At 73.7% G+C, this 22,053-nt stretch carries 22 protein-coding genes; 8 read left to right on the top strand and 14 right to left on the bottom strand.

What is annotated here, in order from left to right; translation table 11 throughout:
* Positions 1-125: 125 nt before the first annotated feature.
* From TU31_RS30320 to TU31_RS30310, 3 genes are all read left to right on the top strand, one after another.
* Entirely contained in the window at positions 126-1,331 is a 1,206-nt protein-coding gene (locus TU31_RS30320; protein ID WP_042160458.1) for a geranylgeranyl reductase family protein, read from the top strand.
* Positions 1,332-1,537: 206 nt separating this feature from the next.
* Positions 1,538-2,830, top strand: coding sequence for a sensor histidine kinase (locus TU31_RS30315; RefSeq protein WP_042160456.1), 1,293 nt, complete (start codon positions 1,538-1,540; stop codon positions 2,828-2,830).
* The gene (locus TU31_RS30310; protein WP_042160455.1) at positions 2,827-3,492 is read left to right on the top strand and encodes a response regulator; all 666 of its coding nucleotides are present in this window, start codon (positions 2,827-2,829) and stop codon (positions 3,490-3,492) included. Before TU31_RS30315 ends, TU31_RS30310 begins: the two co-directional genes overlap by 4 nt.
* A 139-nt stretch (positions 3,493-3,631) precedes the next feature.
* Here TU31_RS30310 and TU31_RS30305 read toward each other — a convergent pair whose 3' ends face one another.
* Together TU31_RS30305 and TU31_RS30300 are read right to left on the bottom strand one after the other, a co-directional pair.
* On the bottom strand, positions 3,632-4,393 hold the full coding sequence (locus TU31_RS30305) for a maleylpyruvate isomerase family mycothiol-dependent enzyme (protein WP_042160453.1): 762 nt from the start codon (positions 4,391-4,393) through the stop codon (positions 3,632-3,634).
* A 108-nt stretch (positions 4,394-4,501) separates the two neighbouring features.
* The gene (locus TU31_RS30300) at positions 4,502-5,731 is read right to left on the bottom strand and encodes an MFS transporter (protein WP_042160451.1); all 1,230 of its coding nucleotides are present in this window, start codon (positions 5,729-5,731) and stop codon (positions 4,502-4,504) included.
* 17 nt (positions 5,732-5,748) lie between these two features.
* On the opposite strand from TU31_RS30300, the gene TU31_RS30295 reads away from it, so the two are divergent.
* Entirely contained in the window at positions 5,749-6,969 is a 1,221-nt protein-coding gene (locus TU31_RS30295) for an ROK family protein (RefSeq protein WP_042160449.1), read from the top strand.
* 63 nt (positions 6,970-7,032) lie between these two features.
* Positions 7,033-7,416 carry a PPOX class F420-dependent oxidoreductase gene (locus TU31_RS30290; RefSeq protein WP_042160448.1) on the top strand — a complete coding sequence of 128 codons (384 nt, stop codon included), beginning with the start codon at positions 7,033-7,035 and terminating at the stop codon, positions 7,414-7,416.
* Positions 7,417-7,482: 66 nt separating this feature from the next.
* Here TU31_RS30290 and TU31_RS30285 read toward each other — a convergent pair whose 3' ends face one another.
* The 3 genes from TU31_RS30285 to TU31_RS30275 are packed head-to-tail and all read right to left on the bottom strand — an operon-like array spanning position 7,483 to position 9,658.
* Positions 7,483-8,442, bottom strand: coding sequence for a phosphotriesterase family protein (locus tag TU31_RS30285; RefSeq protein ID WP_042160694.1), 960 nt, complete (start codon positions 8,440-8,442; stop codon positions 7,483-7,485).
* Positions 8,439-9,023 (bottom strand): DUF4865 family protein, encoded by a 585-nt coding sequence (locus tag TU31_RS30280; protein WP_042160446.1) that lies wholly within the window; start codon positions 9,021-9,023, stop codon positions 8,439-8,441. Before TU31_RS30280 ends, TU31_RS30285 begins: the two co-directional genes overlap by 4 nt.
* 32 nt (positions 9,024-9,055) lie before the next feature.
* Positions 9,056-9,658 carry a TetR/AcrR family transcriptional regulator gene (locus tag TU31_RS30275; RefSeq protein ID WP_042160444.1) on the bottom strand — a complete coding sequence of 201 codons (603 nt, stop codon included), beginning with the start codon at positions 9,656-9,658 and terminating at the stop codon, positions 9,056-9,058.
* A 267-nt stretch (positions 9,659-9,925) separates the two neighbouring features.
* Here TU31_RS30275 and TU31_RS30270 point away from each other — a divergent pair, with 267 nt between their 5' ends.
* Positions 9,926-10,231, top strand: coding sequence for an SHOCT domain-containing protein (locus TU31_RS30270; protein WP_042160442.1), 306 nt, complete (start codon positions 9,926-9,928; stop codon positions 10,229-10,231).
* Positions 10,232-10,271: 40 nt separating this feature from the next.
* On the opposite strand, the gene TU31_RS30265 is transcribed toward TU31_RS30270, so the two are convergent.
* Positions 10,272-10,778 carry an ATP-binding protein gene (locus TU31_RS30265; protein ID WP_042160440.1) on the bottom strand — a complete coding sequence of 169 codons (507 nt, stop codon included), beginning with the start codon at positions 10,776-10,778 and terminating at the stop codon, positions 10,272-10,274.
* A 175-nt stretch (positions 10,779-10,953) separates the two neighbouring features.
* Positions 10,954-11,241, bottom strand: a complete 288-nt coding sequence (locus tag TU31_RS30260) for a hypothetical protein (protein ID WP_042160438.1) — start codon at positions 11,239-11,241, stop codon at positions 10,954-10,956.
* Between the two features lie 241 nt (positions 11,242-11,482).
* Between TU31_RS30260 and TU31_RS30255 the strand changes: the two genes are divergently transcribed.
* The gene (locus TU31_RS30255; protein WP_042160436.1) at positions 11,483-12,640 is read left to right on the top strand and encodes a PLP-dependent cysteine synthase family protein; all 1,158 of its coding nucleotides are present in this window, start codon (positions 11,483-11,485) and stop codon (positions 12,638-12,640) included.
* 49 nt (positions 12,641-12,689) lie between these two features.
* Here TU31_RS30255 and TU31_RS30250 read toward each other — a convergent pair whose 3' ends face one another.
* Together TU31_RS30250 and TU31_RS30245 are read right to left on the bottom strand one after the other, a co-directional pair.
* The gene (locus TU31_RS30250) at positions 12,690-13,163 is read right to left on the bottom strand and encodes an SRPBCC family protein (RefSeq protein WP_042160434.1); all 474 of its coding nucleotides are present in this window, start codon (positions 13,161-13,163) and stop codon (positions 12,690-12,692) included.
* A gap of 63 nt (positions 13,164-13,226) precedes the next feature.
* Positions 13,227-14,072, bottom strand: a complete 846-nt coding sequence (locus TU31_RS30245) for a DeoR/GlpR family DNA-binding transcription regulator (RefSeq protein WP_042160432.1) — start codon at positions 14,070-14,072, stop codon at positions 13,227-13,229.
* Positions 14,073-14,526: 454 nt separating this feature from the next.
* Between TU31_RS30245 and TU31_RS30240 the strand changes: the two genes are divergently transcribed.
* Positions 14,527-16,941: a hypothetical protein gene (locus TU31_RS30240; RefSeq protein ID WP_181018702.1), complete on the top strand. Its 2,415-nt coding sequence runs from the start codon at positions 14,527-14,529 to the stop codon at positions 16,939-16,941.
* On the opposite strand, the gene TU31_RS30235 is transcribed toward TU31_RS30240, so the two are convergent.
* The 5 genes from TU31_RS30235 to TU31_RS30215 all read right to left on the bottom strand — a co-directional run bounded on the left by TU31_RS30235 (position 16,911) and on the right by TU31_RS30215 (position 22,032).
* Entirely contained in the window at positions 16,911-19,349 is a 2,439-nt protein-coding gene (locus TU31_RS30235; RefSeq protein WP_042160428.1) for a right-handed parallel beta-helix repeat-containing protein, read from the bottom strand. The two genes, TU31_RS30240 and TU31_RS30235, sit on opposite strands and share 31 nt — an antisense overlap.
* A 167-nt stretch (positions 19,350-19,516) precedes the next feature.
* Positions 19,517-20,119: an Rv1733c family protein gene (locus tag TU31_RS30230; protein WP_042160426.1), complete on the bottom strand. Its 603-nt coding sequence runs from the start codon at positions 20,117-20,119 to the stop codon at positions 19,517-19,519.
* A 166-nt stretch (positions 20,120-20,285) separates the two neighbouring features.
* On the bottom strand, positions 20,286-20,729 hold the full coding sequence (locus tag TU31_RS30225; protein ID WP_078886059.1) for an ATP-binding protein: 444 nt from the start codon (positions 20,727-20,729) through the stop codon (positions 20,286-20,288).
* Positions 20,723-20,986 (bottom strand): hypothetical protein, encoded by a 264-nt coding sequence (locus TU31_RS30220; protein ID WP_042160424.1) that lies wholly within the window; start codon positions 20,984-20,986, stop codon positions 20,723-20,725. The genes TU31_RS30225 and TU31_RS30220 overlap by 7 nt, the downstream gene beginning before the upstream one ends.
* 221 nt (positions 20,987-21,207) lie before the next feature.
* Positions 21,208-22,032: an MOSC domain-containing protein gene (locus tag TU31_RS30215; RefSeq protein ID WP_042160422.1), complete on the bottom strand. Its 825-nt coding sequence runs from the start codon at positions 22,030-22,032 to the stop codon at positions 21,208-21,210.
* Positions 22,033-22,053 lie beyond the last annotated feature (21 nt).

The raw sequence follows: 22,053 nt of genomic DNA, 5'->3' as shown, positions 1-22,053 counted from the left end.
CGTGAGCCGGACGGGCCGGACGTACGGGCATCAGTCACCCGATCTTCCCACAGGCCCCTTGCGCAACAGCGGCCCGTAGGATGCGGGTACACGCAGCCAGGCATCGAACGGGAGCAGACGCACAGGTGAGCAGCGAGCGGGCAGCGGAGGACAACCAGCAGGTGTGGGACGTCGTGGTGGTGGGCGCGGGGCCTGCGGGCGCCTCGGCCGCGCATGCCGCGGCCTGTACGGGACGCCGCGTCCTGCTCCTGGAGAAAGCGGAACTCCCGCGCTACAAGACCTGCGGCGGCGGCATCATCGGACCCTCCCGGGACTCCCTCCCGCCGGGCTTCGACCTGCCGCTGCGCGACCGGGTGCATGCGGTGACGTTCTCGCTGAACGGCCGGCTGGCCCGCACCCGCCGCTCCAAGAACATGCTGTTCGGGCTGATCAACCGCCCCGAGTTCGACGCCCGGCTGGTCGAGTCGGCCAAGGACGCCGGCGCGACGGTCCGTACGGGCGTCACGGTCTCCCGGGTGGAGCAGCACGGCGTCGAGGTGCCCGACCGGCGGACCGTCGCGGTGGTGCTCGGCGACGGTGAGGTGGTGCTGGCCCGTTCGGTGATCGGTGCGGACGGCAGCGCGGGCCGTATAGGAGCGCATGTCGGGGTCAAGCTCGATCAGGTCGATCTGGGTCTGGAGGCGGAGATTCCTGTTCCGCCGCCGGTCGCCGAGGACTGGGCGGGCCGGGTGCTCATCGACTGGGGTCCGATTCCCGGCAGCTACGGCTGGGTCTTCCCCAAGGGCGACACCCTCACCGTCGGCGTCATCTCCGCGCGCGGTGAGGGCGCGGCGACCAAGCGCTATCTGGAGGACTTCATCGGGCGGCTGGGCCTGGCCGGCTTCGAGCCGAGCATCTCGTCCGGGCATCTGACGCGCTGCCGCGCCGATGACTCCCCGCTGTCCCGCGGCCGGGTGCTGGTGTGCGGTGACGCGGCCGGGCTGCTGGAGCCGTGGACGCGGGAGGGCATCTCGTTCGCGCTGCGGTCCGGGCGGCTCGCGGGGGAGTGGGCGGTGCGCGTCTCCGAGGCGCATGACGCGGTGGACGCCCGTCGCCAGGCCCTCAATTACGCCTTCGCCATCAAGGCGGGCCTCGGGGTGGAAATGGGCGTGGGCCGTCAGATGCTCAAGGTCTTCTCGCGCCGCCCCGGTCTGATGCATGCCGCGGTCACGGGCTTCCGGCCCGCCTGGCAGGCCTTCGCGAAGATCACCCGTGGGACGACGACGCTGGCCGAGATCGTGCGCACGCATTCGGTGGCGCGGCGGGCACTGGAGGCGATGGACCGCGGCTGAGGCGGGGGCCGGGGCTGCCCGGTTCCTGGTGAGAGCCCGCCGGGCGCCTGGCGTGGGGGCCCGGCTGTTCGTGCGTGGCCTGCGGGATCGCGGGTCGCCCGGCCACCAGGGTCTCGACGGGGGCCGTGCCGTACTCCCGGGGGAGTACGTCCGGTCACCGCGCCGGGCTGACGCCGCCGGGCCCCGTCGCGGACTAGCGTGACGGCATGGAGAACGCACGGCCGCCATGGGCGCGGCGCTCCGGCGGCCCGGCGTGGGAGCGGTGGCCGGCCACCCCGCCCGGGGAACCGCGTGGGCGGTCCGGCACCCGGCTGCCCTGGCTGTCGACCCTCGTCGTGACGCTCGTGGTGACGGTCGGCTCCGGTTTCGCCGGCCACGGTCAGCCGGACCGTGTCCCGCTGGACTCCCTCGGGCGCGCGCTGCTGGTCCTCGGCGGGGCCCTGCTGCTGTTCCGGCAGCGCTTCCCGCGCACCGTCGCCCTCGGCACCGCCACCGCCACCGCCGCCTACCTGGCGGCCGGCTATCCGTACGGCCCGGTCTTCCTCATCCTCGCCCTCGGCGCCTTCGCGGCGGTCGTCGCGGGACACCGCGAGGTCGCCTGGTGGGCGCTGGGCGGGGTGTGGGCCTCCCATGTCCTGGTCGCCCACTGGCTCTACCGGTGGCTGCCGCCCCCGCACGACGGGCCCGCGCCCTGGGGCGAGGAACTGCTGGTCACGGCCTGGGTGGTGGCCGTGGTGGCCCTCTCCGAGCTGGTGCGGGTGCGCCGGGAGCAGCTGGCGAAGGCACGGGCCGAGCGGGCCGCCGCGGAACGCCGCAGGGCGGACGAGGAGCGGCTGCGGATCGCCCGCGAGCTGCATGACGTCCTGGCCCACAGCATCTCCGTCATCAACGTCCAGGCAGGCGTGGGACTGGCGCTGCTCGACAGCGACCCGGAGCAGGCGCGGAGTGCGCTGACCACGATCAAGGACGCGAGCAAGGAAGCGCTCGGCGAGGTCCGTCAGGTCCTCGACACCCTGCGTACGCCGGGCGACGCGCCGCGCTCCCCGGCCCCCGGGCTGGACCGGCTGCCCGAACTCACCGAACAGGCCAGGAGCGCCGGGCTCACCGTGGGCATCACCACCGAGGGCACCCCGGCCACGCTGCCGCCCGGCACCGACCTCGCCGCGTTCCGCATCGTCCAGGAGGCGCTCACCAACACCGTCCGCCACTCCGGCTCCCGTACCGCCCGGGTGCTGCTACGCCACACCCCCGGGGCGCTGGAGATCCGGGTCGACGACGATGGCCCGGCGACCGCCGGCGGGGGCGAGCCGGGCGGCGGCAACGGCCTGATCGGTATGCGGGAGCGGGCCGCCGCGCTGGGCGGCACCATCGAGGCGGGGCCGCGCCCGGACGGCGGCTTCCGGGTCCGGGCCCGTATCCCGCTGTCCGTTACGGGGACACCGGACCCGGGCCAGGGGGCGGATACGGTGGCGCCCACCGCCCCCGAGGAGGAGTCGTGATCCGGGTACTGCTCGCCGACGATCAGCTGCTGGTGCGGGCCGGTTTCAAGGTGCTGCTGGACGCCCAGCCCGATATCGAGGTGGTCGCCGAGGCCGCGGACGGGCAGCAGGCGCTGGCCGCGGTCCGCGAACACCGCCCGGACATCGTCCTGATGGACATCCGGATGCCGGTGGTGGACGGTCTGGTCGCCACCCGCCGGATCACCGAGGACCCGCGGCTGCGGGAGGTGAAGGTCGTCATGCTGACCACCTTCGAGCTGGACGAGTACGTCTTCGAGGCGATCCGCTCCGGAGCCTCCGGCTTTCTGGTCAAGGACACCGAACCGGAGGAGCTGCTACGGGCCGTGCGCGCGGTCGTCGCCGGTGACGCCCTGCTCTCGCCCGGCGTCACCCGCCGCCTGATCGCCGAGTTCGCGGCCCGCTCCAAGGAACCGGCCGCGGCCGGTTCACTGTCCGCACTGACCGAGCGGGAGCGCGAGGTGATGGCGCTGGTCGGCATCGGCCTCTCCAACGAGGAGATCGCCCGCCGGCTGGTGGTCAGCCCGCTCACCGCCAAGACGCACGTCAGCCGCACGATGGTCAAACTGGGCGCCCGCGACCGTGCCCAACTGGTCGTGCTGGCCTATGAGTCGGGGCTGGTGCGGCCCGGTTGGCTGGGGTGAGTCCGGACGCGGGCCCGGGCGGGGGCGCGGGCGGTGCTGCCCGGCGGTGAGCGCAGAGCGGAGGCCGGCGATACGGCCGGCCCGGCGGGGACGGGCGCGGGCCGGACAAGTGGCCGGGCCGCCGCGCCGCCCCGGAGGCTCAGACGCCGCCCCGCTCCTGCCACAGCCGGGGCAGCGTCTCATCGCCGGTGATGGTCAACGCGTCCCACGGCAGACGGTTCCACAGCGCGAGATACAGCTCCTCGGCCGGGCCCTCGATCGTGCAGTCGGCCGGCTTTTCGGCGTCCGGGGCGTCGGCGTCCGGGGCGGTGCGCACCGTCTGCGGCGGGGCGTCGGAGAGGTGGACGGTCCAGTCGGCGCCGGGGGCGTTCACGGCCCGCAGCCGCAGTGTGCGGGGGACGTCCGTACGGACCCGGCTGCGGTCGCCGGCGTGAAAGCCCGTCAGGAGTTCATCGATGCCGTCGGCGGCGAAGGCCGACGGGAGGGGGGTGAGGGAGGCACCGAGCGCCTGTTGGGCGTCCGCGCGGTGCACCGAGGTCTCGTGGGCCTGACGGCGGGCCCAGAACGCCAGGGGGGACGGGGCGGGCAGGAACGTCCAGGCGGACAGGTCCTGCGGCGCGGAGTGCAGCGCCAGGACGAGGTGGTGGTGGCCCTCGCGCAGCCAGGGCACGAGTTCGTCGTCGGCCAGATCCGGGGCCTCGGGGGGACGGCTGGGCTGCTGCACGCCCTGCGTCACGAACTCCGTCGCCCAGCGGTGCACCTGTCCGACATGGGTGACCAGATCCCGCATCTGCCAGTCGGGACAGGCCGGAATCCGGGCATCCGGCCCCGCCTCCTGCGCGGCATCGGCGAGCAGGCCGCCGTCCAGGCGCAGCGTTTCGACGAACTCAGTGATCTCCATACCCACGAGTCTGCCAGCCGCCACTGACAGCGAACCCTCGCGGGTCCGGACGCTGACCGCGCACGGGCGCGGTGGACCGGCGACGGTGCCCGAGGCCGCCCCGGTGCGTCACGTTCGCCCGGTGTGTGACCCGCGGGTGGCGTAGGCGATACCCGCCGCGAGCGCGGCGAGCAGGGCGACCGTGGTCAGTGCGGCGGGCAGTCCGGCCGCCTCGGCGACGAAGCCGATGGCGGGCGGGCCGAGCAGCATGCCGCCGTAGCCGACCGTGGAGGCCACGGCGACCCCGTCCGGGCCGCCGGTCTCGCCGGCCCGTGCCAGGGCGATGGGGAAGATGTTGGCGAGGCCCAGGCCCGCGACGGCGAAGCCCGCACAGGCCCACCAGGCCGTGGGCGCCAGTGCGCCGAGCAGCATCCCCGCGGTCGCCGTCGTGCCGCCCGCGATCAGTGCCCGGGCCGCTCCGAAGCGCTGTACGACCGCCGTTCCGGACAGCCGTCCCACGGTCATCGCCAGCGCGAACACCGCGTATCCGGCGGCGGCCGTACCGGGCCCGGCGCCCAGGTCCTGGGAGAGGTGCAGCGCGCCCCAGTCGGCCATCGCCCCCTCGCCGTACGCGGTGCACAGGGCGATCAGCCCGAACACGAGCACCAGACGGCGCGCCCGGCCCGCCCGGCCGTTCCCCGGACGGTCGCCCTCCGGCGCGGGCAGCCGCTCGGGAACCTCCGGCACCGGGTGCCGGCACAGCGCGCGCCCCGCGACGACCGTCACCAGCAGCCCGATCACGGCGAGCACCAGCAGATGGACGGTGGCGGACAGCCCGCCCGCGAGCAGTCCGCCGAGGCCAGCGCCGAGCATGCCGCCCAGGCTGAAGGCGGCGTGGAAGCCCGGCATCACGGGGCGCCGCAGGGCGCCGATGAGCGCGACCGCGGCGCTGTTCATCGCGACGTTGAGCGCGCCGTACGCGGCGCCGAAGACCAGCAGGACGAGTCCCAGCGCGGTCGCGGAGCGGGTGAGCGGCGGCAGCACGATGCTCAGCGAGAGGGCGGCCGCGGCGGCGACCGTCACGAGGGGGCTGCCGAAGCGCCGGCACAGTCGTCCGGCGATCATCATGAAGGCGACCGCGCCGGCCGACACGCCGAGCAGGGCGAGCCCGAGGGCGCCCGCTCCGGCGCCGGTCTGCGCCTTGATCGCGGGGATCCGGACGACCCATCCGGCGAAGAGGAAGCCGTCCATGGCGAAGAATGCGGTGAGCGCGATACGGGGGCGGGTCAGGTGCGGCTCGGTGGGGACGGAGCCCCGGTCCCCCGTGAGGGCCCTCCGCATTTTGTTTAGCGTCGGCACAAAGTCAGAATAGGGGTGTGACCCAGACTCGGACAACCAGGCTGGAGCGGGGCCGCGGCGCCCTCGGACCCGCACTGGAGCTCGTACACACCGGCCGTGCGCCCACCCGCGCCGTCCTGACCTCCGAACTCGGCGTGACCCGCGCGACCGCGGGAGCGGTGGCCGCCGAGCTCGAAGCGCTCGGACTGATCACTGTCGACTCCCGGCCGACCGCCTCGGCCGGCTCCCAAGGGCGGCCCTCCCACCGGCTGTTCGTCGCCGAGCGAGGACCGGTCGTGCTCGCCGCGCAGATCCACGCGGACGGGTTCCGGGTCGCGCTGGTCGGCCTCGGCGGCCGCATCGTGGCGACCTCGACCGGCTGCGGCGCCATCCCCGCCGACCCGGCGCATGTGCTCGCCGATGTCGTCGCGGCCGGCGCGGAGCTGCTGCGCGAGACCGGACGGCGCTGTCTCGGCGCCGGTCTCGCGGTGCCCTCCGCGGTCGCCGAACCGGACGGCGAGGCCCTCAACCCGCTGCACCTCGCCTGGCCCCGGGGTGCCCCCGTACGCGCCCTCTTCCTGCGCTCGCTCGCCGAGGCCGGCATCCCGGGAGTCACCGAGCAGATCGGCTTCAGCGGCAACGATGTCAACCTCATGGCGCTCGCCGAACACCGGCACGGGGCCGGCCGGGGCGCCCGTGACCTGCTCTGTGTGGCCTCCGGGCACCGGGGTGTGGGCGGGGCGCTGGTGCTCGACGGCCGTCTGCACAGCGGCAGTTCGGGCCTGGCGCTGGAGGTCGGCCATCTGACCGTCCACCCCGAGGGGGCGCCCTGCCACTGCGGCAGCCGCGGCTGCCTGGACGTCGAGGCGGACCCGCTCGCCTTCCTCGGCGCCGCGGGCCGCGAACCGGGCCCCGAGGGCTCCCTGCTCCAGCAGTCCGCGGATCTGCTGCGGGACGAGTACGCCGATCCGGGCGTGCGCGCCGCGGCCGATCTCCTCATCGACCGCCTCGGGCTGGGCCTCGCCGGCCTCGTCAACATCCTCAACCCCGACCGCATCGTCCTCGGCGGACTGCATCGCGCCCTGCTGGAGGCCGACCCGGAACGGCTGCGCGCGGTGGTCGCCGACCGCAGCCTGTGGGGCCGCAGCGGCGGGGTGCCGATCCTGCCGTGCGGCCTCGACCACAACAGCCTGGTCGGCGCGGCCGAATTGGCCTGGCAGCCGGTGCTGGACGATCCGCTGGTCGTTCTCGACCGGTAGCGGTCCCCGGCGGCGGCAGGGAGCGGGTCGGGGCGCGGTGGGGACAGCCCTTAGGGTGCGGTCATGATTCCCGAAGCGGTCGCGCGCAGTCCGTACGTCAGCCTGGTCACCTTCCGCCGGAACGGGACGCCGGTGGCCACCCCCGTATGGGCGGTGGCCGAAGGAACGGAACTCCTGGTGTGGACGCGGGACGACAGCTGGAAGGTGAAGCGGCTGCGGCAGGACCCGCGGGTGACCGTCACCCCGTGCGATGTGCGCGGCCGGATCGCCGAGGACGCCCGGACCGTCGAGGGCACCGGCCGGCTCCTGGAGGGTGCCGACGGACTGGGCCGGGTGCGCAAGGCGATGGCGCGCAAATACGGGCTGCGGTTCCGGCTGATGGACGTCGTCGGCGCGCTGGTGCGCGGCGGCAAACGGCCGCATGTGGGGATCTCGGTCACCCTGTAGCCGCCGGGCGGGCCGCCCGAACGCCGCGCGGCCGGTCCGCCCTGAGCGGCCGGGAAGCGGCCCCGTTCACCGGCTGTGGTGCGACGCCCGCGTCCAGTCGGCGGCGAATGCGCGCGCCGGGTTGGCCGTCAGGAACCGCGTCACCAGGTCCGCGCCCAGGGTGCGGACCAGCCGCTCCCGGTGACGGCGCAGCAGATAGGGCATCCCCGGGCCGCCGTTGACCGATCTGGCGCCGGCCGTGGTGGTGTCCCCGCCCAGCAGGATCCGGTCACCGAAACCCGCTTCGGCGAGCGCGGCCAGCGCCTCGGGCAGCCGCCAGTCGGTCGCGTGATGGGCCCGCGAGGGACCGTCGAAGGCCAGATACGCCCCGGCCCCGGCGGCCGCCCGGTGCACGACGAGGTCCGGCGAGCGGTTGAGATGCCCGAGGATCACCCGGTCCGGCGGGACGGCCAACGCGCCGCACAGCAGGTCGAGTACGTCCAGCGCCCCGGTGCCCAGCTCCAGGTGGACGCCGATGGCGGCGCCGGTCGCCCGCTGGGCCTCGGCGGCGGCCGCCATGGTGTGCCGGGCGTGCCGGTCCAGCCCGTGGAAGCCGCCGGCGACCTTGATCATCCCGGCTCGGGGGCCGGATCCGCCGATCCCTTCGGTCAGCTCGCTGACGAACAGCCCGGCCAGGTCCGCACCGACCCGCGCCAGCAGCTCGGGGGAGTAGTGCGCCGCCTGGTGCAGCCCGGTGGCGGCGACGATCCGTACGCCCGACTCCCGTGCCAGCCGCGGCAGTTCGGCGGCGCGGCGGCCCATGCCGTACGGCGTCCACTGGATCACCGCCGCGCCGCCGGCCGCACGAAAAGCGCTCAGCTCGGCGGCCGCCGCCCCGGCGTCGTCCAGCTCCTGCCCCGGGAGTTGGGGACTGCGCAGGAAGAGATGGTCGTGGGCGTCGCAGATGCCGAGGTCGGTGGGCGCGATGTCGCCGAGGACCGTACGGACGGCGGGGGAGACGGGGGCTTCCGCGGGGGCACGGTTCACCACTGCTGCCCCTCGCCCAGCAGACCGGTGCCCGGGGCGGACAGATGCAGCACCTGGTAGCGGTCGCCCGCGGACCGCGGGGCGCCGTCCGCCCAGAGGGTGAAGTGGACCAGTTCCCACCGCCGCGGGTCGAGGGCCAGCGCGGTGGTGTGCACACCCTCCGTCGTGGCCAACTCCTCGTGTCCGGCGATCGCCTGCGCGATGACGGTGGCGGGGTCGGCGTCCTCGGCGAGCGTCACGGTCCGCCGGGTGAAGGCGCGGGGGAGCGCACCGGCGGCCGGGCCCGGGCGGTGGAACAGCCCCTGCCAGTTCCGGACGGCCGGTCGTCCGAAATCGCGGACCACACCGCGGAATCCGTCGCCGAGGAGGAAGCGGTTCATGGCCTCCGGTTCGGCCCAGAGGTAGAACGGCGCGTACTCGTTGACCGGTGCGCCGTCGACCCCGCGCTCCCGGATCCCGTACGCCTTCAGGCCGAGCCCGGGGAAGTCGTCCAGGAGGTGGCCCCTGGTCCGGACGCGGTCCCGGATGATCTGCATGTCGTAGTCGGCGGGCAGGGTGATCGCGTACTGCATGGCGTGCATGACGGGCTCCGTACGGGTGCGGGGGAGGGGGCTCAGCCGGTGGTGCGGGTGCCGGGCGTGCGCTGTGCGGCGAGCAGCGTCAGCACGCCCTGCACGGCGGCGTCGAAGGGGGCGGGGTCGTCGGCCGCACGGGCCAGCACATAGCCGCCCTGGACAACGGCCGCGACGGCCGCGGCCCCGGCCGCCGGGTCCAGTTCGGGAGCCAGCTCCCCACGGCGCTGCCCTTCGGCGAGCACCTCGGTGATCCGGCCCTGAAGCCAGCCGAACAGCTCGTCCAGCGGCTGCCGCAGCTCCGGGCTGTGCACCACATCGCGGTCCTGCGTCATCCGGCCGATCGGGCAGCCGCGCAGCACCCGCCGCTCGCGCAGCAGATACGCCGCGATGCGGTCGTACGCCGTGCCGGGACCGCCCAGGCATGACTCGGCGCCCTGCTTCAGCTCCTCCGCGGTGCGCCGGATCGCCGCCAGGGCGAGCTCGGACTTGCCCGTGAAGTGGTGGTACATGCTGCCCTGGCCGACGCCCGCGCGCTCCAGGATCGCCTTGGGGCTGGTGCCGACATAACCCCGCTCCCACAGCAGCTCCTGTGTGCTCCGGACGAGGCGTTCCTGTGTGCCGAGCGGTTCCTGAGTGCTCATGCACCGCACTGTACATACTGGTAGTTACAGTGATCAAGAAAGGGCGAGCGGCAAGGGGCGGGCGGCGGACGCGAGGGGGCGCCGGGGCGGGCCGGGAGCAGTCGTCGGCGCCCCGCGTACTTCCCGCGTCGTACGGACGGAGCCGCTGGCCGTACGACGACCGGCGGCCTCCGCAGGGCGAGGCTCGAAGGAGACCGGAAGCACCCGGTTCGGCCGGGACCGAAGGGCCGGCCGACAACTTCCCCCTCCAGCTAGGAGCTGATTGCGATGTTCGAACTCGCCGACCCCTGGTCGGGCGGTGGCCCCGGCCCCTGGATCCTGTTCGTCCCCTTCGTCTGGGCGCTGGTCATCGTCGGCGTGGTGACACTGCTGCGCCGCACCGTAGGGCGCCATGGCGGGCCCGGACGGCAGTTCCGCGGACCGCAGTACTCCGCGCGTACCGACGCCCCCTCGCCCGTGGCCGTCCTCGGACGGCGCTTCGCCGCGGGTGAGATCGACGAGGAGGAGTACTGGCGCCGGCTCTCCGTCCTGGAGGAACACTTCGCCGCAGGCCCCAAGGGGGGCGCGGCATGACCGCCGCCGGCCCGGACGCCGCGACGTCCGGGCCGGCCCGTCAGCCGACCTTGGTGCCCCGTATGCGGGTGTGCGAACCGGCCGCCGTACGGGCGTCCCCCAGCGGCACGGACTCCCCGTATCCGCAGACCGTACGGGCCTCTTCGGGCGGCGTGGTCAGGGCCGGAAGGGTGAACCACACGACCTTGCCGCTGCCGTCCGGGCGCACCCCCCAGCTCTCGCTGAGCGCCGCGATCAGAGCCAGCCCGCGGCCGCAGGTCTCCCAGCTGTCGGCGACCCGGATCCGGGGCAGCCGGGGGTCCTCGTCGTGCACCGAGACCGTCAACTGATCAAGAAGAACGCACAGTTCCACGGTGCATTGCTTGCTGGGACGGGCGTGCCGGTGCACATTGGCGAGGAGCTCGGTCACTCCGAGCGCCGCGGGGTCTATCAGGGCGTCGAGACGCCAGTACCGCAGCTGGGCGGAGACGATTCTGCGCACATGTCCGATGCGAGCCGGAACGGCTTGGAGCTCCACCGTGCAGTGCCTGCTGGGCTGCCTGATCACGACCGCGACTCCCTGATGAGGCCGGGCGCCCCTCGTACCGGGCAGGGGCGAAGATCGGATCCAGCGATGCCGACTGCACCACAGCGTCACCGCTGGTGAACCCTCAGTGATACGAGTCCAGGGTCAGTCAGCCGCAGCGCTCCCGCAACCGCACCTCCTCGGCCGGAGCAGGCCGTCAGCGGTGCGGCGGGCGTGCCGCCTCCAGGGCCTTGAAGAAGAGTTCCGGGGTGCCGAGCGTGAGCGAATAGCGGTGCCCGTTGAGCGTGGCAAGTGCCCGGTCCCGCGCCGCGAACAGCGGTTTATGGGCCTGTACGGCCTGGAGCGGGGCGCTGTCGATCTCCGTGCCGTAGCTGGTCAGCAGCATCAGCCTGCCGTCGCTGATGACGACCTGGCCGGCGCGGGTCAGGGACCGCAGCCATCGCTCGATCCGTACGCCGGTCGCGTTGAACTCAGGCTCCGCCATGCCGGCACCTCCTCGGTAGACGGGCAGCTGCCCTCCACCGCCCCTTGGGGGAAGTCTGCCGGTACCGCGCCCGGCGCACCAGTGGCACCGTCGTGTGGTGCGCACAACAGCCCTGCCCCCTGGCCTCCTTGGGGTATCTCAAAGTGATGTTTATGCAGGTGAGAAGGGTGCGGCGGGTGGTTATAGTCGGAAGCGGCCCGCCGTTTTCCACGGGCCTTCAAAACCCCCGGAGGAGCGCGCCGTGAGCACCGCACAGCAGCCGCAGAGCTCGCCTGGCCACGAGGCCGCGGCCGAAGCCCCGATACCGACCGTCGACGTCGACCGCACGGATCAGGACTACCGAAGCTGGCTCAAAGAAGCCGTGCGCAAGGTCCAGGCGGATGCCAACCGCACCGCGGACACCCACCTGCTGCGCTTTCCGCTCCCCGAGCGGTGGGGCATCGACCTCTACCTCAAGGACGAGTCGACGCACCCCACCGGCAGCCTCAAGCACCGGCTGGCCCGCTCGCTGTTCCTCTACGGGCTGTGCAACGGCTGGATCCGCCCCGGCAAGCCCGTCATCGAGGCATCCAGTGGCTCCACGGCCGTCTCCGAGGCCTACTTCGCCTCCCTCATCGGGGTGCCCTTCATCGCGGTGATGCCGGCCACCACCAGCCGTGAGAAGACCCGGCTGATCGAGTTCCACGGCGGCACCTGTCATCTGGTGCAGGACCCGCGGACCGTCTACGAGGTCTCCGCCCGGCTCGCCGCCGAATCCGGCGGCCACTACATGGACCAGTTCACCTACGCGGAACGGGCCACCGACTGGCGCGGCAACAACAACATCGCCGAGTCGATCTACCAGCAGCTGCGGCTGGAGCGCTATCCCGAGCCCGCCTGGATCGTGGCCACCGCGGGCACCGGCGGCACCTCCGCGACCATCGCCCGCTATGTCCACTACATGCAGTACGACACCCGCATCTGTGTCCCCGACCCGGAGAACTCCTGTTTCTTCGACGGCTGGCGTACCGGCGACGCCAAGACCGACTGCGCCACCGCCTCGCGTATCGAGGGCATCGGGCGGCCGCGGATGGAGCCGAGCTTCGTGCCCGGTGCCATCGACCGGATGATGAAGGTCCCGGACGCGGCCAGCATCGCGGCCGTCCGCGCCCTGGAGACCGCGATAGGCCGCAAGGCGGGCGGGTCGACCGGCACCGGGCTGTGGAGCGCCCTGAAGATCGTCGCCGAGATGGTCGCCGAGGGCCGTACGGGATCCGTCGTCACCCTGCTCTGCGACCCCGGCGACCGCTACCTCGACAAGTACTACTCCGACGCCTGGCTGGCCGCCCAGGGCCTGGACATCACGCCCTACGCGCGCACCATCGACGAATTCCTGGCCACCGGCTCCTGGTCGGCCTGAGCCGCCGGGCGGGACGCGGAGCCGGGCCGGGCGGGACGCGGAGCCGGACTCATGGCGCGGTGAGCCTGCGGTCCAGGGCCCGCGCCGACTGCCGGAAGGCGTGGCCCAGACCGGGCCTGGCCAGCGTCAGCAGAGAGCGGAACGGCGCCGGGCCGTCCGCCGCGAACGTCCACCGCAGGCGGGTACCGCCGCCCGCCGGTGTCAGCCGCCAGTCCTCCAACAGGGCCCGCAGACCAGGGGCGTTGGTGGTGTCGACGCGATACGCGTAGTGCGCGTCGGGCTCGGCCGCCAGGACCGTCTCGGTGAAGCGGGTGCCACCGGTCAGTCGCACCTCCCGGCCCGTGCCGCCCCGCGTCGCCGCCGAGCGCGCCACGCCCGTGAACCAGCACGACCAGCCGGCCACATCGTCCGCCAAGGCCGCATACACCGCCTTCGGCGGTGCGCTGACCTCCGCGGCGAACACCAGCCGCAACGGGGCGGACTCGACGAAGTCGAGCTCTACGGGGCGGAGTCGGCGTGCCATGGGACGAGCACCCCCTACGGGACGGTCGGCGGGCCTGCGCGGCTCACCATAGCTGGCGCCCCGTCAGATGTCTGCGTCGTCCGGCTGCTCGCCCGCCACCACCAGCTCCGGCGGCAGCTCCGCAAACTCCGCACGCGTCTGCGCGGGAATCCCGGCATCCGTCACCAGCACATCCACCTCGTCCAGCGTCGCGAACGAACTCAGGCCGACCGTGCCCCACTTGGTGTGGTCGGCGACCACCACCACCCGCCGCGCGGACCGCACGAAATGCCGGTTGGTCTCCGCCTCCGCCAGATTCGGCGTCGACAGACCCGCCTCGACCGATATGCCGTGCACCCCGAGGAAGAGCACATCGAAATGCAGCGACCGGATCGCGGCGTCCGCCACCGGGCCCACCAGGGTGTCCGACGGCGTACGGACCCCGCCCGTCAGCACCACCGTCGCGGCCCCCGCCCGCGGTCCCGTGCCGCCGCTGGCCGCCGCCCGCTGCGCGGTGTAGAACACATCGGCCACCCGCACCGAATTCGTCACCACCGTCAGATCCGGCACCTCCAGCAGCTGCTGGGCCAGCGCGAACGCGGTCGTACCGCCCGCCAGCGCGATCGCGCTGCCCGGCGCCGCCATCTCGGCCGCCGCCTTCGCGATGTCTTCCTTGGCGCTCAGCTCCAGCCCCGACTTCGCCTCGAAACCGGGCTCATGCGCACTCGGCTCGCTGACCGGGACCGCGCCGCCGTGCACCTTCTCCACCATGCCCTGGCGGGCCAGCGCATCCAGATCGCGACGGACCGTCATGTCCGACACGTTCAGCTTGCGGGTCAGCTCATTGACCCGCACCCCGCCCCGCCGTCTGACCTCGTCGAGAATCAGGGCACGCCGCTGCTCCGCGAGGAGATTCTGGTTGTCGCTCACCCCGGCCCGTCCCTTCCGCCCCGGCTCACTGTGTCGGGTCGTACGCGCTGGCTCCCGCCCGCGATCACTGATGCCCTCATCCTCGCACGAGGCGCTGACAGTGACGGAGTGGTCGGGTGAGAGGGGGCGGGGTTGGTGGGGTGAGGTGGGGTGCCGGGGCGGGGGGACGGCGTGTGCTGGGTGGGGCTTCGGGCCTGGGCGTGGCAGGCGCTGGTCGGCCCCGACCGGTTGCTCCCCCGCCCCCTCCCCCTCTCCCCCTTCGGGGGAGGGGGCGGGGGGTGGGTTCGGGGGTGGGGGGACGCGCGAAGCCGCAAAGCAACACCAACCGCCGCCGTCCCCAAGCCGTCCCCCTCAGAACACCACCCCCCTTTGGTGCTGGATGTCCCCGCGAGGGGAAGAGACAATCCTGGGGGCGTCGCACCGCACGGCGCCGCACCGACTACGGGGGAATTCAGTGGAGACCGCGGACCCGACACCGCACGCCCGCTCAACGGACCGTGACACCACAGCAGATGGGCCACCGCGCACCGCACCACAGCTCTCCCTGGAGCTGCTGGTGCACGGCGTCGGCGGCACCACCGCCCAGGAGATGCTCGGTGACCCACGCGTCCAGCTGATCACCGGCGACGACACCGCCGCCTGCTACCGCCGCACCGATGACGCGGACGCCGAGCAACGCCCCGACGACTACCGGGGCGAGCCGGTCCGCGAGGCGTACTGCTGGTCCAACCTCACCTCGGGCAACGGCGCCCGCGCCCTGTGGCTGATCCTGGTGCCCTTCATGGTCGCCAACCTCGCCCACTGGATGCGCCCGGCCGCTCCGTCCGAGCACCCGGCCCAGCGGATCTACGACCTGCTCGTCCGCATCCTCGCCCTCACGCTGACGGTCCTGCTCGCCGCCGCGGCCTGCGAGGTGGCCCTCGACCTCACCGCCTGGCAGTGCGCCGGCACCACCGTCTGCGCCGCCGGCAAATCCTGGATGGGCTTCCTCAGCCCCGACAACTCCGGCTGGTGGAGCGCCCCGGGCCGCCGTCTCGCGCTCGCGTCCGTGGTGCCGCTGCTCGTCATCGGCTTCCTGTGGGGGCTCTCCCGCCGCACCTGGAGCGCCTACGAATCCGCCTCACCGCCGCCGCGGCTGCCCGGCACCTCCCGCGACACCCCGGTCGCCGAACGCACCGCGCTCAGCCGTGAGGGCTTCTGGTACGGCCGCCGGCTGGTCGCCAGGCTGCGCGCCGCGCACACCACGGCCGGTGTGCTGACCGTGGCCGCGGTGCTGCTCGCCGCCGCCGCGAAGGCCGACGGGGACGGCGGCCACCCCGTCCTCGCGGTCACCGGCCGGGCGCTGACCGCCCTGGTCATCGTGCTCGCCGCCGCCACCCTGATCGTGGTCTGGCGCACCGCCCGCAGTGAGGGTGCACCGGACGTCTCTTCGGACCACCTGGTCGTACGGGCGCTGCCGTTCGCCTCCCTGGCGGTGCTGGCGCTGACCATGGTGCACACCGGCTGGGCCCGCCCCGGGGCGCACAGCCACGGCCCGCTGCCCGGCGCCGACGCCTTCGGCGGGATCGCCGTCTTCCAGGGTGTGCTGGTCCTGGCGCTGGCGGTGACCGCCTGGGTACTACAGCGCGCCGCCCGCGACGACGCCCGCACCGCGCTGCGCGGCATGGGCGGGCCCGCCGTCGCACTGCTGGCGTGTGCGGTCGGCGGGGTGCTGTCCGGGGGCGTCGCCCAGCGCTTCGCGGACTGGCTGGACGGCGGCGCGACCCCCGGTCAGGCGCACGCCCCCATCCCCGGGCCGCCGGTCCTGCTGTCCTGGCAAGCCTCGGTCATCCCCGTGCTGCTGGTCGTCGTCGCCGCGGTCGCGGTGCTCGCCGCCATCCGCGTGGTGATCGTCCGCAACCGGGTGACCAAGGACGTCCCCGGGCTCTATGACCCGCGCGAGCAGCCCGACGCGGGCCGTACCAAACGCATCGCCGCGACCATCGCCGGCGCCGGACTCACCGACTCCGCGCCCGTCCTGATCGCGGCCACCTCCGCCGTCACCCTCGTCCTCGGGGCCGGTGCGGTGATCGGCGCATGGCTCACCGGCCGGGCGCCCGGCCGCGCCACCGAAGGCGCACCGCCCGTCGTGCACGCCGCCGCCGAGACCGCGGAGTCCCTGGGGTCCTGGCTGATGGGCGCCGGCGTCATACTGCTGATCACCATGGGCCGGCGCGCCTACCGCGACCACTCCGCGCGCCGCACCATCGGCATCCTCTGGGACGTCGGCACGTTCTGGCCCCGCGCCGCCCACCCCTTCGCACCGCCCTGCTACGCCGAGCGCGCCGTCCCCGACCTCACCTGGCGGATGGCCACCTGGACCGAGCGGTTCGACGGCCGGCTGGTGCTCTCCGGGCACTCCCAGGGCAGTGTGCTGGCGGCCGCCGCGGTCTGGCAGCTGGACCTGGTCACCCGCAGCCGCGTCGCCCTGCTGACGTACGGCAGCCCCCTGGAGCGTCTCTACGGGCGCTGGTTCCCCGCCTTCTTCGGGCCGCCCGCGCTGACCGGACTGCACCGCGAGATGGACGACTGGCGCAATCTGTGGCGCTTCACCGACCCCATCGGCGGCCCGATCCGGCTCACCTGCGAGGGCGGCCGGCGGATCGACCAGGGGCCGCTGCGCGACCCGCTCTCCTTCGGCCGCACGCTACAGAACCCGCTGCCCGCCCAGATCCTGGGCCATGGCGACTACCAGGCCGACCCGGTCTTCGAGACGGTCCGCGCCGAACTCATCGCCCGGCTCGGCCCGGACCTGCCGGGCCAGCGGCCCGCTGACGAGCGGGCCAAGGGCCGTCAGGATCAGGGGAGTTCGGGCAGGTCGTCCGGGTAGAGGAGGGTCAGGTCGTCGGTGCTCGGGTCGGTCAGCTGCGCCACCCGGCCCGCGTGCCGCTCGACCATCGCCTCGAACGTCTGCCGTGCGGTACGGCCGTTGCCGAAGGAGGGGCCCTTGGGGAGCGCGGTGAAGTACTTCAGCAGCGCCTCGCCGGCCCCCTCGGCGAGGCGGTACTCATGCTCCTCGCCCTGCTGCTCGACGATCCGCAGCAGCTCCTCGGGCGCGTAGTCGCCAAAGGTGATGGTCCGTGAGAAACGGGACGCCACACCGGGGTTGACCGCCAGGAAGCGCTCCATCTCGGCGGTGTAGCCCGCCACGATCACCACCACCGCCTCCCGGTGGTCCTCCATCAGCTTCACGAGGGTGTCGATGGCCTCCTTCCCGAAGTCCCGTCCGGAGTCCTCGGGGGAGAGGGCGTACGCCTCGTCGATGAAGAGCACACCGCCGCGCGCCCGGTCGAACGCCTCCTGGGTACGGATCGCCGTGGAGCCGATGTGCTCGCCCACCAGGTCCACCCGGGACACCTCGACCAGATGCCCGCGCTCCAACACCGCCAGGGACGCCAGGATTTCGCCGTACAGCCGGGCCACGGTCGTCTTGCCGGTGCCGGGGGAGCCGGTGAAGACCAGATGGCGGCGCACCGACGCGGCCTTCAGCCCTGCCTCCTGCCGCCGGCGCCCCACCTCGATCATGTTGATCAGGCTGCGCACCTCACGCTTGACGCTCTCCAGTCCCACGAGGGTGTCCAGCTCGCCCAGCACCTCGTCGGAGGGCCGGCTGCTGACGGCCGGCTCCGCGGCCGCCGGCGCCGGTACGGCCGGCGGCGGGCCCTGCGCCGGGACGTTGCCCAGCAGCCCGGCCGTCTGGGTCATCTGCTGTACCGCGGGAGCCGTCGCACCGGCGGCCGGTGTCTGTACGGCACGGCTCTCGTCGCTGGTGCAGTCCTGCACCGTCGGCCCGTCGCCCTGCCCGGCCCCGCCCTCGGCGAACTCGTAGCCGCCGCGGGCGCACCGCTCCGTACGGCACCGGGTCAGCGTCGTACGGCAGCCGTCGATCACATGGAAGCCGAAGCCCGAACTCCCGGTGACCCGGCAACCCTGGAAGGTGCCGCGGCCCTCCGCGGAGACATAGAAGCCGGCCTCGGCCGGGGAACTGACCGTGCAGCCCTCGATGGTGGGGTCCGCGCCCTTGGTGACGATCACGCCGGTCTGCGCACCGTCGATGGTGCAGTTGGCGAGGGTGCCGCCGCTGCCGTGGTCCCGGAACCAGGCGCCCGTCGCGGCCTCCCGGATCCGGCAGTCGTCCAGCTGCACGGTCGCCCCGTCGCTCACCGACACCGCGGTGTTGCGGACCTGTGCGATATCGCAGTCGACGACATCGGCGCGGGAGCCCCGGTCCAGGACGAACAGCGCGTCCGGGACGTCGTGCACCCGGGTCGCGTCCAGTACGGCGGTGGCACCGTCGCTCACCCACACCGCCGGGTAGTCGCCCGTACTGTCGTGGATCTCGCACTGGTTGGCGTCCACGCGGGTGCCCGGGTCCCAGACGGACAGCCCGTTGCGTCCGAAGTGCCGCACCGTGCTGCGGGTAAGCGTCAGCACCGAACGGGACCGCAGATCGACGGCGTTCTCCGGGATGTCGTGGATATCGCAGTCGGCGAGGGTGAGCACCGCGTCGGTGTCCAGGGTGACGCCGTCGGCCGAGGTGCGGTGGACCGTGCAGTCGGTGAAGTGCCCGGTGGCCCGCGACGCGACCTGGATCCCCGCGCCCTTGATCTCGTACAGCTCGCAGCCCACCGCCTCGACCGCGCTGCCCTCGCCGTGCAGCGACAGCCCGGCCCCCGAGGCGTGGTGGATCCGGCAGTTCTCCAGCCGGGGGTGGGCCCCGCCGCGCACCGCCACCCCGGCCTGCCCGGCTGCCATCACCTCGCACTCCTCGAAGACCCCGCCGGCGCCGTCCAGGACGCTGATGCCCACGCCGCCCGCGTTGTCGACCGTGCAGCGGCGCACCGTGGGACGGGCGCCGCCGCGGACCTCGATGCCGGACGCGGACCGGGTCACCACCCGCAGCCCGGCCAGCTCCGGGGCGCCGTCCTCCACCAGCAGCGCGGGCGCGGCCGAATCCGTCGCCTCCAGATGCAGATCGTGGACGGTCGCCGAGGCACGTACGGTCAGCGCCACCCCGTCGGACGGGGCGATCCGCACCGAACCGCGGGCGCCGTCCGGGCCGCGCAGCGTCACTGCGCGCGCCAGCACCAGATTCTCGCGGTAGGTACCGGCCGGGACGGTCAGCACATCACCGTCCCCGGCGGCCTCCAGGGCGGCGGCGAGCGAGCTGTACTCCCCTGTACGGCGTCGCCAACGGGACGTTCCGGAGTGCGTCACCTGGACCGAGCCCTGTGCCATGGCGCTGTCGTGCCCCCACTTCGTGCGGCTGTTGTCGGCCCGGCACCATCCGTCCGCGGATGTCCGTATTCCGGTCTGCGAGGCCCCAGCCGAGAGGCTGGCGCCACCACCGTAGCGCGCCCGGCGGGCGGCAGTTGACACGGTCGGCCGCCTCGAAAGGCAGCCGCTCAACTGCCCGCGTCGGCCCGGCCCCAGTCCTGGCCGGCCCGCTTCCACTCCTGGTCCCAGCGGCGGAAACGACGCACCATCAGCTGCCAGACGACCATCCGCCGGGCACCCTCGATCATCATGCCGACCCCGGCCGTGGTGCCCAGCCCGGCCAGCACCGCATGGGTGGCCGCCGTACTCGCGTCCATCGGCCGCGGCACCACCCGGCCCCGGTCGTCCGTCCAGATCCGGAACCGTTCACCGGTCTCCACCGGACGGGGCGCGGCGAGCTGCCCGATATGCGCGCTGCCGTCCCGGGCCGTCCAGCGGGCGAGGACCCGGCGGTGCGCATCGCGCTGCGAGGAGGTCTCCGGGTCGGGGTCGAGCGGGGCCCGGGAGAGCAGCCGGTCGACCGTGACCCACACCAGATGCCGCTGCTGGTGCTGTATCCGTACGGTCTCCAGCAGTGCGCCCTGCGCGGCCCGCCCGGTGAGCCAGCCCGCGGAGGTCGCCCCGAGGGCGATCAGGAGGGCCGCGACGAGCGCCACCCAGGCCTCGATCCGATCGGTCCGGCGCCGCAGCGGGTTGCGCCGCCAGCGCCATACGCCTCTCATCGCTCGCATCGTTGCCCCCTCTCCGTGTCCGTGAATACCGCATCGGGGGTGGTCCATGCGAGAGTTCTGCGAAGAGAGAGCAACATCACCGCGTACAAAAGGCAACATCCGGGCGTACGGAACGGGGCTGGGGTCCCCCTCGCCCCGGGCGCGCCGGAACCGGCCTCCTGCCTGGTCAGCGCAGCCGTACGGCTATCGTCACCACGGCGCCCGGCGGGCCCGTCCCCGGTGCCCCGCCCGTCACCGCGAACCGGTCCGCCACCAGGCGCGCCAGCCACAGCCCGCGCCCCTTTGGCGCGCCGTCCAGGCCGGGCAGCAGCTCGGGGATCACCTCCTCACTGAATCCGGGCCCGGCATCGCTGATCCGGCACTCCAGTTCCTCGCCCACCCGCCGCAGCACCAGCCGCCCGGAGCCGCCCGCATGCTCCACGGCGTTGCCCGCGATCTCGTCCACCGCCAGCACGAACTCGCCGCGCCGTGGCTCGCCCAGGCCCTCCCGGGCCGCGCACTCCTCGACCAGCAGCCGCAGTTGCGGCAGCAGCCGGGCGGTGAAACGCCGCTCCAGCAGCCGGTGGCCGGCCCCCTCCGCCGGCACCTCGGCCGGACCGGAGCTCACCACGCGCGCACCACCTCCGTCAGGACCAGCCGTGGCACCGTCCCGGCGCCCAGTCGGCGCAGCAACCGGCACTGCCCGCGGTCGCAGCGCACCTCGATCAGTCCATGGCCCGCGGCGTCCCGGGCCGGCCTGAGCGGGCTGACCGCGCAGCCGACCGACAGGAAGTGCAGGCGGCTCAGATCGACGGTGAGCCGCCGGGCCGCCGCGCGCCGGCCCGAGCCGTACGAACGCCGTGACGGCCTCCTGGCGCACCTCGTCATCGCCGTGACTCACCAAGGCGTGGTCCCCGGGGCGCAGATGCCGGACGGGACACGGACGGTCGCATCCGGGTGTCCCTCGCCGCCATTGGCTCACAGCTCTCCGTCGTCCGCCGGCCTGTCCGTCGGCGCCGCCGGGCGCACACCGCGGACAGGTGGTCACCGGGCCGCGGCGGCCCGCCGGCGGTCGGGAAACCCCACGGCGCGGGGCGCGTGCCGGCCCGTCAGCCGAGTATCTCGAACGGGTCGCCGACCCGGATCGTGCCGACCCCACGCGGTATCAGATTCTGGCCGAAGACCAACCGGTCACCGAAGCGGCGGTGGTGGGCGAGGGTGCGCAGCGGTTCCTTGCCGCGCTCGGCGGTGCGCTGGTCGGTTGTCGTGACCACGCAGCGTGCGCTGGGCTTGGCCACCTCGAAGTCCACCTCGCCGATACGGATCCGGCGCCAGTCGTCCTCCGCCCAGGGCGCGGTGCCGTCCACGACCACATTGGGCCGGAAACGGTTCATGGGCAGCGGCCCCTCGTCGGCGTGATCGCCCTGCGCGATGAGCGAGTTGAGGGCGTCCAGCGACGAGGTGGTGGTCAGCAGCAGCGGGAAGCCGTCGGCGAAGCTGACCGTGTCGCCGGGCGCGGAGTACGCCGGGTCGACGGGCCGGCGCTTCTCCGGGGCGTCGAGATACACCAGCCGGCACTCGACGCCCAGATACCCGCGGAACCACTCGGCCGCCTCCGGGCCCGCGGGCACCGCCTCGACCTCGTCCTTCCAGACCTCGACCGGGACCGGCTCCCCGGACCCGGGCACCGCGACCGTCAGCGGCTCCCTTCCGGGCGCGGTCAGCCCGAGGGCACCGCCTGGCAGCCCCTCGGCGCGCGCCAACGCCAGCAGCGGCTGCTGGCGTTGGGTGAGCTGCCTGCCCTCGGCGTCCACCAGCAGCCAGCGTCGGTCCCCGGCGAGCCCCCACGGCTCCACGACCGCCTCGCCGGGACCGGACCCCGCAATGGATTTGACCGGGTAGAGATGGATCGACTGGAGCGCAGGCTTCGGCATGCCTGCCATCCTGCCAGCCGC

Origin of the sequence: Streptomyces lydicamycinicus, assembly GCF_000829715.2 — a bacterium.
GTDB classification, from domain to species: Bacteria; Actinomycetota; Actinomycetes; order Streptomycetales; family Streptomycetaceae; genus Streptomyces; species Streptomyces lydicamycinicus.
Note: the sequence above shows the minus strand (reverse complement) of the source record. Positions and strands in the feature narration are given on the sequence as shown.

Coding starts and splice junctions, on each gene's coding strand:
- TU31_RS30260 (WP_042160438.1), bottom strand. CDS start 11,241: ATGGCGGAGCCTGAGTTCAACGCGACCGGCGTACGGATCGAGCGATGG.
- TU31_RS30280 (WP_042160446.1), bottom strand. CDS start 9,023: ATGCACGCCATGCAGTACGCGATCACCCTGCCCGCCGACTACGACATG.
- TU31_RS30290 (WP_042160448.1), top strand. CDS start 7,033: ATGATTCCCGAAGCGGTCGCGCGCAGTCCGTACGTCAGCCTGGTCACC.
- TU31_RS30235 (WP_042160428.1), bottom strand. CDS start 19,349: ATGGCACAGGGCTCGGTCCAGGTGACGCACTCCGGAACGTCCCGTTGG.
- TU31_RS30305 (WP_042160453.1), bottom strand. CDS start 4,393: ATGGAGATCACTGAGTTCGTCGAAACGCTGCGCCTGGACGGCGGCCTG.
- TU31_RS30315 (WP_042160456.1), top strand. CDS start 1,538: ATGGAGAACGCACGGCCGCCATGGGCGCGGCGCTCCGGCGGCCCGGCG.
- TU31_RS30250 (WP_042160434.1), bottom strand. CDS start 13,163: ATGGCACGCCGACTCCGCCCCGTAGAGCTCGACTTCGTCGAGTCCGCC.
- TU31_RS30275 (WP_042160444.1), bottom strand. CDS start 9,658: ATGAGCACTCAGGAACCGCTCGGCACACAGGAACGCCTCGTCCGGAGC.
- TU31_RS30270 (WP_042160442.1), top strand. CDS start 9,926: ATGTTCGAACTCGCCGACCCCTGGTCGGGCGGTGGCCCCGGCCCCTGG.
- TU31_RS30220 (WP_042160424.1), bottom strand. CDS start 20,986: ATGACGAGGTGCGCCAGGAGGCCGTCACGGCGTTCGTACGGCTCGGGC.
- TU31_RS30230 (WP_042160426.1), bottom strand. CDS start 20,119: ATGCGAGCGATGAGAGGCGTATGGCGCTGGCGGCGCAACCCGCTGCGG.
- TU31_RS30215 (WP_042160422.1), bottom strand. CDS start 22,032: ATGCCGAAGCCTGCGCTCCAGTCGATCCATCTCTACCCGGTCAAATCC.